Origin of the sequence: Aurantiacibacter spongiae (assembly GCF_003815535.1) — a bacterium.
Lineage (GTDB): Bacteria > Pseudomonadota > Alphaproteobacteria > Sphingomonadales > Sphingomonadaceae > Alteraurantiacibacter > Alteraurantiacibacter spongiae.
On record NZ_RPFZ01000001.1, the window covers coordinates 2,117,512 to 2,130,377 of the forward strand.

Consider the following 12,866-nt stretch of genomic DNA (forward strand, 5'->3'; position numbering starts at 1 on the left):
TCAGCATACTTCCCACAGACCGGCCTTGCCCACCAGCGAGCGGCGAATGCTTGCCACCCGCCGATCGCCTTCGAGTATTTCCGCGCCATCATGGCGATCATGGTCGAGATTGATATCGGCAACGATCAAGGCCGCATTGATCGACGGGGCTTCGAGTTCCCAAGCTTTGGTATCGATGCGGTTTCCCGGAATACTGATGACGCGATAGCGGCCCATGTCGAGTTCCTCTCCGATACCTCCATACACGAACCGCGTACATTTTGGCATAACAATTGCTTAATGCTTAACCCGTCATCGTCTCGCAAATCTCTCGAGGCATCGGGTTCGCTACAAGGCGGTGTCGTCGAGATCGTCGTCGATCCGCGCCATCTCACCGCGGCGTTCGAGGATGGCGCGACTGCGACGCCGACGCTCTCGCGCACTGGCGGTGGCGAGCCGCGTTTCGAGCAGGAACAGAACCAGTGCTGCGACGAGTTGCGCCATGGTCACCACCCACGCCACGGCGACAAAGGTACCGATCTGCGGGCGGATGAATGCGCTGATGAACAGTGCCGCGATGACCAGGCAGATCGTCAGCGCACCCGAGGTGACGAGGTTGACTGCCCATTGGGCATATTGCTGACGTTGGCGAAGTGCGGGCATCTCCTCCCCCTCGCGGCCGCCGAGCCCCTTGTCGGTACGCCGCTCGACGAACTCTATCCGGTCGGTCAGCCAGGACAAGCGGGCGTTCATGACGTTCAGGACCGCACCGATCGCCGCCAGCAGGAACACCGGTGCGAGGCTGAGCTGGACGATGTTCTGCACGCGCAGCGTGCTCGAAGTGCGCTCGATCAGATCGCCGGCGAGGGAAAGATAGTCGATCAACCGCAGCACTCAGGACTGGTATGGATTTTTCGGGCTCTTGAGGTTCAGCCGGACGGGAACCGCGCCGAATCCCAGCTCGCGGCGGATGCCGTTCAGCAGGTAGCGCTCGTAGCTTTTCGGCAGATCACTCAGGCGAGTCCCGAAAACGACGAAGCGAGGCGGTCTGGTACCGACCTGGGTGATGTAGCGTAGCTTGATCCGCTTTCCGCCGGGCGCGGGCGGCGGATTGGCGGCCAGCGCATCGTCGAACCACCGGTTGAGCGCGGCGGTCGGCACGCGGCGCGACCACGCTGCCCGCAGATCGAACGCAGCAGCGAGCATCGGATCGAGACCCTTGCCGGTCATCGCGGAGACGGCGAAAAGCGGAACACCTTTCAACTGTGCCAGCCCCTCGTCCAGGGCCATGCGCACACCGTTGAACAGGGCGCTGGCATTCTCCGCGACGTCCCACTTGTTGATCGCGATCATCAGCGCCCGCCCTTCCTCGATCACGGCGTTGGCGATCTTCAGATCCTGCACCTCCAGACCGCGCGTCGCATCGAGCAGCAGGACGACCACTTCAGCATAATCGACCGCGCGAAGACCGTCGGCGACGGACAATTTCTCCAGCTTGTCCGTCACCTTGGCACGCTTACGCATCCCGGCCGTGTCGATCAGCTTGATCGTCCGTTCGTCTCCGTCACCGGGATGAGTCCAGCGCCAGTCGATCGCGATCGAATCGCGGGTGATTCCGGCTTCCGGCCCGGTCAGCATCCGGTCTTCACCCAGCAAGCGGTTTATCAGCGTGGACTTGCCGGCGTTCGGCCGCCCGACAATGGCGAGTTGCAGCGGGCGCGTTTCGTCGTGTTCCGCTTCCTCTTCCGTCGGATCGGCAAGATTTGCCGTCGTCGGCTGGCGATCTGCGATATGCGGTGACAGGGCATTGTAGATGTCGGCGACGCCCTCGCCATGCTCGGCACTGATCGGGACGGGATCGCCGAGCCCGAGCGCGTATCCTTCAAGAATGCCGCTTTGCCCCGCATTCCCCTCGGCCTTGTTGGCAATGAGAACGACCGGCACCTGCTGTTCGCGCAGCCATTGCGCGATTTCCTCGTCAAGCGGGGTCAGCCCCGCCCGGCTGTCATAGACGAACAGGGCCGCGTCAGCATCCTTCAACGAAACCTGCGTCTGCGCGCGCATCCGCCCGGGCAGCGAGGCATCGTCCTCATTCTCCCAGCCGGCGGTATCTACCGCCTCGAATTCGAGTCCTCGCAAGCCGGCTTCGCCCATCCGCCGGTCGCGGGTCACGCCGGGCTGATCGTCGACGAGCGCCAGCCGCTTGCCGACCAGTCGGTTGAACAATGTCGATTTGCCGACATTCGGACGGCCAATGATGACCACCTTGGGGAGTTTGCGTTGCGCCATGAGGTCGCTCAGGTGGCTTGGACGGGACCGGTTGGCAAGAGCCTAGGACAGGTGAAAGTTGCGCATTACCAGCTTCCGGTGTTCTTCATGCTCGCCCACGGCTCCTGCGGTTCGCGGGCGCCCCCGGCGTTGAGCAATTCGACGGAAATACCATCGGGGGTCTTCACGAACGCCATCCGTCCGTCGCGCGGTGGGCGGTTTATCGTGACGCCGGCATCGGCGAGCCGCTCGCAGGTCTCGTAGATATTCTCGACGGCGTAGGCGAGGTGACCGAAATTGCGGCCACCTGTGTACTCCTCGGGTTTCCTGCCATCCTCGGGCGGCCAGTTGTAGGTGAGTTCGACTTCCGCCTGCCTTTCCTGACCGGGTGCAGCCATGAAGATCAACGTGAAACGACCGCCTTCGCTGTCCTTGCGGCGCACTTCCTCCAGACCGAGGAGCTTGAAGAACTCGACCGTCGCCTCCGGATCGGCGACGCGGATCATCGTGTGCAGATACTGTACCATCCGAACCTTCCGAACATTTTCATTCGGGTAGTCAGATAGGTTTCGGAATGGTGAAGCGGAAGGGTCCGCGCCGGTTTCGCCGCGAACCCTTCCGCTTCGAACCGCTGTGCGATCAGAAACTGGCGGACAGCGTCGCGACGATCGCGTCGTCGGTGAAGTTGTAATCGCCGGGCAGGTAGTCGCCATCTGCGCCGACATAGGCAACCCCTACGGACACCGGACCAGCTACCGCCATTTCGGCGCCGATGGACCAATCGAACGCGTTGCCGTCATCGGTGAAGGTGAGAAAGCCGTCGGTATATCCCAGGTGCCCGGTCAGCGAAAGCGGCGTTCCGGGAATCCCGGTGCCGAGATCCGTGTAGACGTAGAAATTGTCCGTACCACCCAGGGAATCCTGATCCGGGGCGTAAGCCACACCGACTGTCGCTTCGACCGGACCGACCTGCGTACCTACCGATCCGTAGAATTCGACGTAGTCGAAATCGCCGGGGCCGGCGTTGGGATAAACGTACATGATGACGCCCACGTCGGTCGTGAAACTGCCGAACTCACCACCCCAGCCGCCATAGAGATCGAGCTCGGTGTGTCCGTAGCCGACCGTATCCTCGTCCAGCGAGGAGCCCCACGTGCCGACATAGAAGCCGGCGGGAAGCGCAGCGTCGATCCCGCCCTGGATAGCGATGTCGCCCCCTGACAGATCGACGCCGCGGAAACGATACTCGCTGACGATCGCGGCGTTGGCTGACAGTTCGATACCAATGCCGGAATCGGTTTCGCTTTCTTCGGGCGGAAGCACCGTTTGCGCCATCGCCGGACCAGCGAAACACGCGCTTGCGAAAAAAACGGAAGCGACCGAAAGGCCGCGGATGGACGTAAGCATGGGCAATTCCTTGATTGCTTGGAGGATTCTGCTTCGTCCCACCTGCGCTTTTGCGCGAACGACCTCATTTCGCGGACCGCTCTTCGCAAATGCACAACGAATATGCAGTTTTTCGCTGCAATGCACAAGGTTTATTGCGCGATTGCCTGTAATGGCAGCGAGCTGTGGGTTTTCGGCACCACATTCAGCGTTCGCACAGCATGGCTTTGGCAGGTGTTCGATCGTCGCATCCGCGCAAGAGCGCACTTGCGAAAGACCAGCGGGACAGCAATTAGACAAGCGGCATGATCAGGCTATTCAAGAATATATTCGGCGACGATGTTGCCGCGCGGCAGAGCGCGCGGGTGCCTGACGGGGAACGGGTCTACGCCGTTGGCGACATTCATGGCCGTGCGGACCTTCTCGAGACTTTGATCGCGGCGATCGAGGTGGACGACGGCAACCGCCCGCGGGCGCAGACAACCGTGATCCTGCTCGGCGACCTCGTCGATCGGGGGCCGGAAAGCGCCCGGGTCATCGCCCTTGCGCGCGAATGGCAGGCGCAGCGCGATGTGCGCATCCTGCTCGGTAATCACGAGGAAATGTTTCTCGAAAGTTTCACCAGCCTCGACATGCTCCGCCATTTCCTGCGCCACGGCGGACGCGATACGGTGCTGAGTTACGGCGTCGACAAACGCGAATTCACGTCCGCTTCCGTTTCCGCGATCCAGCAGATGATGAAGGACTGCGTGCCGGTTGCCGATCGAGATTTCATCTCCGGGTTCTCGGACATGGTGAGGATTGGCGACTACCTGTTCGTCCATGCCGGAATCGAACCGGGTGTGCCTCTGGAAGACCAGCGTCGGGCCAACCTCCGCTGGATCCGCGAGCCGTTTCTAAGTCACACTTCATCGCACGGTGTGGTGGTCGTCCACGGCCACACGATCAGCGATGAGCCTGAGGACAATGGCAACCGGATAGGGATCGACACCGGCGCTTACGACACCGGTCGGCTGACGGCGCTCTTGCTCGAGGGGGAGAAGCGCTGCTATCTCGAAGCGGTGGACGATGGGGGACGACTGCGGACCCGCTATTCCCCGCCCGATGCCTCGCCCCTCGCCGCATGCGCCATCGCCTAGGATGGCGGTGACGTAACGTGCCGGGGAGCCTGTAAGCCGGGTTCTGTCCCGCGATCGATATGCCGTTCGGCATCAGCGGCGCGGGGGCAGCCATTCATCTTACGCGGCGGATCGCTCCGACCGCTCCAGCGACCAACCCGGGTCTTCTCGGAGCGAAACGCTCCTGCCATTGCTGGCGCGAGACCCCTATGCGGTCTTGCTCCGGGTGGGGTTTGCCGTGCGAGGTCTGTTGCCAGACCCCCGGTGCGCTTTTGCCGCACCCTTTCACCCTTGCCTGTGTCCGCGAGCGGACCATCGGCGGACTGCTTTCTGTGGCACTTTCCCTCGGCTCTCGCCGGGCGGGCGTTACCCGCCACCCTCGTTTCGTGGAGCCCGGACTTTCCTCGCACGCCCGTAACGGCGGCGCGGCTGCCCGGCTCCCCGGCACGGTGGCCTATCTAGTCTTCCCCCGGTCCCTGTCCAGCAGCAACTGGAACAGGATCGCGCGCACCTCTCCGTCGATCTCGCCATCAATCCGTTCGGGCCGCCATCGGCGCTGGAATGCCTCGACCGCGCTGTGACCATCGGTGATGTCGTAGCCGAACCGCTCCAGCGCGAGGTAGAACGCCGCATCGTTGGCGAACGGATCGCCGCGTTCGAGCTTGTCGGGGCGCGGGAGGCACAACCCGTATTCGGCAAGACGGTCCCAGGGGAAGAGCTCGCCGGGATCGATCTTGCGACCGGGGGCGACGTCGGAGTGGCCGACCACGTTGGCGCGGGGGATGTCGTAGCGCTTCACCATGCGCGCCACCAGCGGCACGAGCCGTTCGAACTGCGCCTCGTCGAAGTCGCGATAGCCGTATTTGTGTCCCGGATGATCGAGTTCGATGCCGATGCTGGCGGAGTTCACGTCCCTGTGTCCGCGCCAGTAGGAAACGCCGGCGTGCCAGGCGCGCTTCTCTTCGGGCACCAGCCGGACGACTTCGCCCTGTTCGCCGATGATGTAGTGGGCGGAAACCTTGGCCTCCGGATCGGTGAGGCGTTCGATGGCGAAGCCCTTGTCCTCCATCTCGGTGTAGTGGATCACTACCATCGAGATGGGCAGGCTCCGCTCGTCGAAGTTGGGCGAGAGGACTTCGCGGTCGACCAGCTCGTCGTCGCTGAGCGGCAGTTTGCGGCCGATATCGCCGAAATCCGACACTAGCCGATCATCCCGTCGGCATCGGGAAGGACCGCGCCCAGAACCAGCGCGTCATCCCCGTGATGATACTGCACCCCGCCGTTTTCCGCCTCGGTGAGCAGATGGATCATGTGGGCGGGCGCCGTACGCCCGGAAAGCTCCTCCGCCGGCAGATCGCCGGTCAGCGCGAGACCGATGGTCTTGTCGAAGGCGATGCGTGGACCCGCGGCGCGGATGGCGATCTCGGTCGCGCCGTCATTGCGCTCTGCACCCACGGACAGCGTGCCGCCGCGTACCAGCGAATCGAGACCCATTGCCGCCAAGTTGAGCAGCATCTTGACGGCTGGCTTCGATAGCGTGGCCTCGCTCACCGCCCATTCCAGCGTGACCCGCTCGTCCGCGCTGGTCAGCGCGGTAAGCAGCTCGTGCGGTTCCTCGGCGGGTACGTGTTCGCCGAAGCCGCCCGCGGCGCCGTATGCGAGGCGGAAGAACTTGAGCTTGTGCGCGCTGACCCGCGCGCTCTGTTCCAGCAGCTCTATGCAGCGCTGGCGCATGGCCGGGTCCTTCTCGTCGGCGAGCAGCTCCAGCCCGTTATTGAGCGCGCCCACCGGGCTCAGCATGTCGTGGCACAGGCGCGAGCAGAGCAGGGCGGCGAGGTCGAGTTGGGTGGTCATTGCGAAGGAAGGGGCCTTGGTGAGGGGAAGGGTGTGACAGGTGTGACAGTGTCCTAGGACAAAAACACCGCCATGCCACCACCTGCGGGAAAAGCGATCGGCAAGGGAGGGAGAAACCGTGTCGTCATGGGCGCCGCCTTACGCGCCCGTTACGATGTAGGGAAGCGCGAGGAAGCCGCTTTCGTCGTCTCTCCAGCACGTTACCTCGCCGCGGGTCGCGATCGCCCATATCCGCCCGTCGCCGGCCGCCATGCGCGCGTCGGTAGGCGACGGGCGCGCGGGGCCATGCGGATGCGAGTGGTAATAGCCCAGCACGTCCGGACCGCCGCTGCGTGTGGCCCGGTGAGCGTCGATCAGCGCCTGCGGGTCGATCTCGAAATGCGTCTCGGGCGAGGAATGGACGTTCCCGGCGGGCAGGGTGCCCGTTACGTCCATGCCGCTGCCGGTGAGGATGCCGCAGCATTCGCGCGGATGTTCGCGGGCGGCGTGCGCCGCGATTTTGTCGAGCACGCTGCGCGCAATATGCAACCCCGTCTGTCCCATGCCCGGTCCCCTAGCGGCGATCCTGTGCCGGGCGTTAGCGCGAGGCCTTCGTTCCGGGCAAGCGACGACAAGGCAAAGGGTGTCGGTTTGCTCGCAACCGCTCTAGATGGGCGCCATGTCCGACCCGCGCATCCTCGCCGGTACGCTGCCCGCCGCCCGGCGGCTCGACAAGGCGCTGGCCGACGCCACGGGCTTGTCGCGCGCCCGGGTACAGGCCCTGCTCGCCGATGGACAAATCGACGTTGGCGGAAAGATCGCAGGCAGCGCCAAGGCATCGGTCGAGGCGGGGACGCCGTTCACGATCCACATGCCACCCCCCGACGATCCACAGGCCCGTCCACAACCGATACCGCTCGATGTGGTGTTCGAGGATGCCGACCTGATCGTGGTGGACAAGCCGGCCGGCATGGTCGTCCACCCCGGGGCGGGCAATCCCGACGGAACGCTCGTCAATGCGCTGCTGCATCATTGCGCCGGCGCGCTGTCGGGAATCGGGGGCGTCGCGCGGCCGGGGATCGTCCACCGGATCGACAAGGATACGTCGGGACTGCTGGTGGTCGCCAAGTCCGACACGGCGCATGAGGGCCTGAGCCGGCAATTCGCGGACCACTCGCTCGAACGGGCCTATCTGGCGGTATGCGGCGGACATCCGCTGCCGGCCGCGGGTACCGTCGCGGGGCGGATCGGGCGGTCGGACGGCAACCGCAAGAAGATGGCCGTCCTGCCCGACGGATCGAAACGCGGGAAGCGGGCGGTCACGCATTACCGAACGATCGAAACGCTCGATGAATGCGCGCTGGTCGAGTGTCGGCTCGAAACCGGACGAACCCACCAGGTACGGGTTCACCTCGCGTCAATCGGTCATGCGCTATTGGGGGATCCTGTCTACGGTCGAACTCCCACGGCGCTCCGCTCATTGCTCAAACGGCTGGATTTCAGCCGGCAGGCGCTGCACGCGGCGCGGCTGGGCTTCATTCATCCCGTCACCGGCAACCGCCTGTCGTTTTCCAGCCAGTTGCCGGCGGACATGCGGGAACTGATCGATGAAACCGGTCATTCCAATCGATGAAAGACGTCCACGAACGGACAAATCGACCCTATATGTAAGAGACCCGAAGTGGCCGACAAGGCGGGGTGCCCATCAGGGGCCCCGAAGCGGCGGTCGACGCGAAGAAAGGTTAGGGACCGAAGTGAGCAATTCAAGACCAACAGTACCGGCCCTCGGCGGAGAGCAGAGCCTCAACCGCTATCTGTCGGAAATCAAGAAGTTTCCCGTGCTGACGCCGGAACAGGAATACATGCTGGCGACCCGTTATCGCGAGCATGACGATGCCGATGCCGCGGCGCAGCTCGTGACAAGTCACCTGCGACTCGTGGCGAAGATCGCCATGGGTTATCGCGGCTACGGCCTGCCGGTCAGCGACCTCATCTCCGAAGGCAATGTCGGCCTGATGCAGGGCGTCAAGAAGTTCGAGCCGGAGCGCGGCTTCCGCCTGGCGACCTACGCCATGTGGTGGATCAAGGCGAGCATGCAGGAATTCATCCTGCGCTCGTGGAGCCTGGTGAAGATGGGCACCACCGCGGCGCAGAAGAAGCTGTTCTTCAACCTTCGCCGGATGAAGAAGCAGCTCGAGGCATACGAGGATTCCGACCTGCATCCCGACGACGTGACCAAGATCGCCAGCGATCTGGGCGTGCCGGAGCAGGAAGTGATCAACATGAACCGGCGGATGATGATGGGCGGCGACGGTTCGCTCAACACGCCGATGCGCAATGGGGAGGAAGGCTCTGGCGAGTGGCTCGACTGGCTGACCGACGACCGCCCGTTGCAGGACACCATCGTCGCCGACGCGGAAGAGGCCGAAGTCCGGCGCGAGATGCTGGTGGAGGCGATGGAATCGCTCAATGATCGGGAAAAGCACATTCTCACCGAACGGCGTCTGACGGAAAACCCGCAGACGCTGGAGGAACTCAGCCAGGTCTACGACGTCAGCCGCGAACGCATCCGTCAGATCGAGGTGCGCGCCTTCGAGAAGATCCAGAAGGCCATGCAGCGCATCGCCGGCGAAAGGCTGATGCCCGCGGCGGCCTAGTCCGACATGACATCACCGGACATTTCGGCGGGGTCGGGAGAGCTGTCTTCCGGCCCCGCGTGCCATTCCAGCGTGCCCAGCGGCGGAAGGGCGGCCATCGCCCGCGCCAGCGCCAACAGATCGTCCTGCGAATTGATCGCGCAATAGCCCGTTCGCATTATGTCAAGGGCATCCGGGTCGGCAAGAGCGCGCCAGTGGCCGGGCGGACAGCGGAGTTGCAGGACATCGAAGCGGGTGACGATATCCGCGTCCGGTTTGCGGGCCAGCAGCAGGTAATCGCTGCCGGGAATAAAGCCTCTTTGTAGCGCCCAAAGTTCGCGCGATCCGTCAGCTGTCATTCCGATCAGGGCGAAGAACCCGGTGGAGGCATTCCCCTTTTCCAGCTCTTCCCGCTCATCGGCGAACACGATACCGGCGCTGCAATGGAAGGCTCCGTAATTCGTGAAGCGATACCATTCCGGACCGTCGGCATGTTCGTCGGCGGGGTTGGGCTGCATGATCCAGTCGCCGAAGCGCACGCGGCTTTCGCAGCCGGCGATGATATTCTCGCCCGTCATGCCGCGCGGCCACAATTGCTCCCAGTCGAAGGTGTAGAGCGGCAGGTCGGCGTGGACGCGCTCCGTTACGAATTCCTCGTCCGCCTCGTATTCGCGCGTCCCTTGCGCCCATGCGGGCGTGGCGATCAGGAGTGACAGGAACAGGGCGGGGGCGCGCATCGCCGTATGCTATACCGCCATCGCCCGATCGCCAATCGCGAAGCCGTTTGCGACCCCGCCGCCCCTTGCCTATGCACGAGGTGCCATGATCCTGAAGCTCATCAACATCGTCGCCCAGGTCGTCTTCGGCTTCGTGCTGCTGAGCCTGGCGCTGGTGATCGTCTATCGCTTCGTGCCGGTGCCCTACACCGCGACCATGGCGATGGACGAACACGCCATCGTCAAGGACTGGGAGCCGCTGAGCCGCATCGATCGCAACATGGTATCGGCCGTGATCGCGGCGGAGGACGGCAAGTTCTGTTCCCACGACGGCTTCGACCGCGAGGCGATCGAGCAGGCGATAGAGGAACGGCAGGCCGGAAAGCGCGAACGCGGTGCCTCCACCATCAGCCAGCAGACCGCCAAGAACGCCTTTCTTTGGCAGGGGGGCGGCTTCTTTCGCAAGGGACTGGAAGCGTGGTTCACCTTCCTCATCGAGAATTTGTGGACCAAGCGGCGGATCATGGAAGTCTATCTCAACGTCGCGGAAACGGGGCTGGGCACCTATGGCGCGCAGGCCGGGGCCCAGCGCTATTTCGGCCATTCCGCCGCACGCCTTTCTCCCGATGAGGCCAGTCGCATCGCCGCCGTGCTGCCCAGCCCGAAAACGCGCGAAGCGGTAAACCCGACCGGCTTCACGCGCCGTTACGGCAACACCATCGAGGCCCGCATCGGTCAGGTCAGGCGTGACGGACTGGATGATTGCGTCTACGAGTAGGGCGATGGGCGCGGGGCATTCTCATTCTCAGGCACGCGGCGAGGGGCACGGTCATGACCATGCGCCCGCCGATTTCGGCGGCGCATTCGCCATCGGCGTCCTGCTCAACACGGGCTTCGTCGCGGTGGAGGCGGCGTTCGGCTACATTTCCGGCTCGATGGCGCTGGTCGCCGATGCCGGACACAATCTGTCAGACGTGCTCGGACTGCTGATCGCCTGGGGCGCCAGCGTGGCGGCGAAGAAGCCCGCCAGCGCGCGGTTCACCTATGGTCTGAAAAGCAGCACCATCCTGGCGGCGCTCGCGAACGCGATGCTGTTGCTTGTTGCGATCGGAGCGATCCTCTACGAGACGATCCACCGCCTGATCGAGCCGGTCCAGCCGGAGGGCTGGACGATGATCTGGGTGGCGGGCATCGGCATTCTCATCAACACCGCCACCGCGTTGCTGTTCATGCGCGGGCGCAAGAACGACATCAACATTCGCGGTGCGTTCCTGCACATGGCGGCGGACGCGCTGGTTTCGGTCGGCGTCGTCATCGCCGGCATCGCCATCCTGATGACGGGCGCGCTGCTGATCGATCCGGTCGTCAGCCTCGTGATCGTGGCCGTCATCGCCTGGGGCACTTGGGGCCTTCTCAAGGATAGCGTGAAGATGAGCCTGCTGGCGGTTCCCGAAGGCATCGAGGAGGCGGAAGTCCGCGGCTTTCTGGAGGGTCTGGACGGCGTCGCGGCGGTCCACGACCTGCATATCTGGCCGATGAGCACGACCGAAACCGCGCTTACCGCGCATCTGGTCATGCCCGGCGGCCATCCCGGCGATGCGTTCCTGCGCGAGGTGCAGGAAGAGCTGGAACACCATCACGCCATCGGTCACGTGACGGTGCAGGTGGAAGTCACCCGCGAGGATTGCGAGGCCTGCGCCTAGAGCGACTGGCCAGAGGCGTTGTCCGGGCCGGGGATGTGAATGGCGACCAGGCGCCAACCCAGGCCGTCGCGGGCGAACACGAGCGACGGCGGATTGCCCAGACCCTCGTCGTCGGGGGTCGCACTGAAGGTGTCGAGACCGCTTCGCGCGATGTCCCAGTCGAGATCGGGCGCGTCGTCTCGCCGCTCGGCATCGCCGGTTCGCTCCACCTTGCCGCGCCGGATCGCCCGTCCGATGAATTCGGATGTCAGGAAGCCGTCGATCATCGGATCGATCATCGCCATGCCGAGCGCCGCCCCGAAGACGCCGAGACCCTCGCCATCCTCGGGCGCGGCCATCTCGCTCGCCATGCGGGCACGCAAATCCCGCTTGAAGTTCTCCCGCAGCGCGGGAAAGTCCACTCGCTCCTCCAGGGCCGCGACGTCGCCGCTTCTCGCCGCGTCGCGCAAGTCCCGCAGGGCGAAGTAGGGACTGGCCCAGTACCACCCGGCGACCAGCGCCAGCGACACGGCAATCACCGCGAGCACAATCCTTTTCGACATTCTCACCCCCCTCGTGCTAGCAACCTAGAAAGCCTGCGGACCGCTGGCAATGCGGCAGGCGTGGGGAATGACGGGAGGGGCGGATGAGAAAGACGGCGACAGCGACAATGGCGACCATCGCCGCGCTGGCCCTGTCAGCCTGCGCGGCGCCTGAACACCGGGTGGCGGAGCGGGGCGATCTGCTACAATCGCCGCTTCCAGAAACGCTGGGCGAAACCATCGCGCGCGAGCAGCGCGAAGGGTGCCTGAAGGCAGGGCGCGCCGGCGACGGGGATTGCCGGGAAAGGCGGCGCGATCTGAGCGAGATCATCCAGCCGCCGGACTTTCCCGACCCGCCCGCGAAGCCGCTACCACCGTCCGGCGACGACTAGCCGCAAGGCTGCGCCCGCATTTGCGCCGCAGTGCGGGAACGTCCTCAGCCCGCGTTCTGGTCCGCGCCGTCCTGCGTGGGCAACTCGGCCAGCGGATCGGATTCGACCATCCCCGCGACCTGGTCGTAAACCTGCGCGTTCTGGTCCATCTGGTCCTTCACGTCGGGATTCTGTTCGCCGACATTGCGGAAGAACATGCCCGCGTCGCGAAGCAGCTTGGCGGCGAGTTCGTTGGTCCTGGCCATGGGGTTTCTCCTGTTGACGTCGCGTGCGCACAGCGCGCGACAATGGACGCGCGCCGGCGTCAGGAACGG

General features: G+C 64.3%; 17 protein-coding genes and 1 other RNA gene. 6 read left to right on the forward strand and 12 right to left on the reverse strand.

Annotated features, from left to right (window positions below; all coding sequences use genetic code 11):
• From EG799_RS10285 to EG799_RS10305, 5 genes are all read right to left on the reverse strand, one after another.
• Entirely contained in the window at positions 1 to 216 is a 216-nt protein-coding gene (locus EG799_RS10285) for a hypothetical protein (protein ID WP_123880891.1), read from the reverse strand.
• Positions 217 to 327: 111 nt separating this feature from the next.
• Positions 328 to 864, reverse strand: coding sequence for a DUF2721 domain-containing protein (locus EG799_RS10290; RefSeq protein WP_123880893.1), 537 nt, complete (start codon positions 862 to 864; stop codon positions 328 to 330).
• A 9-nt stretch (positions 865 to 873) separates the two neighbouring features.
• On the reverse strand, positions 874 to 2,268 hold the full coding sequence (der, locus tag EG799_RS10295) for a ribosome biogenesis GTPase Der (protein ID WP_123880896.1): 1,395 nt from the start codon (positions 2,266 to 2,268) through the stop codon (positions 874 to 876).
• Between the two features lie 65 nt (positions 2,269 to 2,333).
• Complete coding sequence (locus tag EG799_RS10300) at positions 2,334 to 2,774, reverse strand: VOC family protein (protein ID WP_123880898.1); 441 nt, start codon at positions 2,772 to 2,774, stop codon at positions 2,334 to 2,336.
• A 112-nt stretch (positions 2,775 to 2,886) separates the two neighbouring features.
• Entirely contained in the window at positions 2,887 to 3,654 is a 768-nt protein-coding gene (locus tag EG799_RS10305) for a TorF family putative porin (RefSeq protein WP_123880900.1), read from the reverse strand.
• A 284-nt stretch (positions 3,655 to 3,938) separates the two neighbouring features.
• Between EG799_RS10305 and EG799_RS10310 the strand changes: the two genes are divergently transcribed.
• Positions 3,939 to 4,772, forward strand: a complete 834-nt coding sequence (locus EG799_RS10310) for a metallophosphoesterase family protein (protein WP_123880902.1) — start codon at positions 3,939 to 3,941, stop codon at positions 4,770 to 4,772.
• 16 nt (positions 4,773 to 4,788) lie between these two features.
• Here the strand turns inward: EG799_RS10310 and rnpB are convergent.
• The 4 genes from rnpB to EG799_RS10330 all read right to left on the reverse strand — a co-directional run bounded on the left by rnpB (position 4,789) and on the right by EG799_RS10330 (position 7,148).
• An RNA gene (rnpB, locus tag EG799_RS10315) (RNase P RNA component class A) lies at positions 4,789 to 5,196 on the reverse strand.
• A gap of 9 nt (positions 5,197 to 5,205) precedes the next feature.
• Positions 5,206 to 5,844, reverse strand: a complete 639-nt coding sequence (locus EG799_RS10320) for an N-acetylmuramoyl-L-alanine amidase (RefSeq protein ID WP_123883045.1) — start codon at positions 5,842 to 5,844, stop codon at positions 5,206 to 5,208.
• A gap of 107 nt (positions 5,845 to 5,951) precedes the next feature.
• Entirely contained in the window at positions 5,952 to 6,605 is a 654-nt protein-coding gene (locus EG799_RS10325) for a histidine phosphotransferase family protein (RefSeq protein ID WP_123880904.1), read from the reverse strand.
• Between the two features lie 138 nt (positions 6,606 to 6,743).
• Positions 6,744 to 7,148 (reverse strand): M67 family metallopeptidase, encoded by a 405-nt coding sequence (locus EG799_RS10330; protein WP_123880906.1) that lies wholly within the window; start codon positions 7,146 to 7,148, stop codon positions 6,744 to 6,746.
• 106 nt (positions 7,149 to 7,254) lie between these two features.
• Here EG799_RS10330 and EG799_RS10335 point away from each other — a divergent pair, with 106 nt between their 5' ends.
• Together EG799_RS10335 and rpoH are read left to right on the forward strand one after the other, a co-directional pair.
• A complete protein-coding gene (locus EG799_RS10335; RefSeq protein ID WP_123880907.1) occupies positions 7,255 to 8,217 on the forward strand; it encodes an RluA family pseudouridine synthase in 963 nt (320 codons plus the stop codon).
• 121 nt (positions 8,218 to 8,338) lie between these two features.
• The gene (gene rpoH, locus EG799_RS10340) at positions 8,339 to 9,241 is read left to right on the forward strand and encodes an RNA polymerase sigma factor RpoH (RefSeq protein WP_123880910.1); all 903 of its coding nucleotides are present in this window, start codon (positions 8,339 to 8,341) and stop codon (positions 9,239 to 9,241) included.
• On the opposite strand, the gene EG799_RS10345 is transcribed toward rpoH, so the two are convergent.
• The gene (locus EG799_RS10345; protein WP_123880912.1) at positions 9,238 to 9,957 is read right to left on the reverse strand and encodes a hypothetical protein; all 720 of its coding nucleotides are present in this window, start codon (positions 9,955 to 9,957) and stop codon (positions 9,238 to 9,240) included. The genes rpoH and EG799_RS10345 overlap by 4 nt on opposite strands.
• An 85-nt stretch (positions 9,958 to 10,042) precedes the next feature.
• Between EG799_RS10345 and mtgA the strand changes: the two genes are divergently transcribed.
• Both mtgA and EG799_RS10355 read left to right on the forward strand, forming a co-directional pair.
• Complete coding sequence (gene mtgA, locus EG799_RS10350) at positions 10,043 to 10,714, forward strand: monofunctional biosynthetic peptidoglycan transglycosylase (RefSeq protein WP_123880914.1); 672 nt, start codon at positions 10,043 to 10,045, stop codon at positions 10,712 to 10,714.
• Between the two features lie 4 nt (positions 10,715 to 10,718).
• The gene (locus EG799_RS10355) at positions 10,719 to 11,639 is read left to right on the forward strand and encodes a cation diffusion facilitator family transporter (RefSeq protein WP_123880916.1); all 921 of its coding nucleotides are present in this window, start codon (positions 10,719 to 10,721) and stop codon (positions 11,637 to 11,639) included.
• Here the strand turns inward: EG799_RS10355 and EG799_RS10360 are convergent.
• Positions 11,636 to 12,181, reverse strand: coding sequence for a DUF2939 domain-containing protein (locus EG799_RS10360; RefSeq protein ID WP_123880918.1), 546 nt, complete (start codon positions 12,179 to 12,181; stop codon positions 11,636 to 11,638). The genes EG799_RS10355 and EG799_RS10360 overlap by 4 nt on opposite strands.
• Positions 12,182 to 12,264: 83 nt before the next feature.
• On the opposite strand from EG799_RS10360, the gene EG799_RS10365 reads away from it, so the two are divergent.
• Positions 12,265 to 12,552 carry a hypothetical protein gene (locus tag EG799_RS10365; RefSeq protein ID WP_123880920.1) on the forward strand — a complete coding sequence of 96 codons (288 nt, stop codon included), beginning with the start codon at positions 12,265 to 12,267 and terminating at the stop codon, positions 12,550 to 12,552.
• A 44-nt stretch (positions 12,553 to 12,596) separates the two neighbouring features.
• On the opposite strand, the gene EG799_RS10370 is transcribed toward EG799_RS10365, so the two are convergent.
• Positions 12,597 to 12,797 (reverse strand): hypothetical protein, encoded by a 201-nt coding sequence (locus EG799_RS10370; RefSeq protein ID WP_123880922.1) that lies wholly within the window; start codon positions 12,795 to 12,797, stop codon positions 12,597 to 12,599.
• Between the last annotated feature and the right edge of the window lie 69 nt (positions 12,798 to 12,866).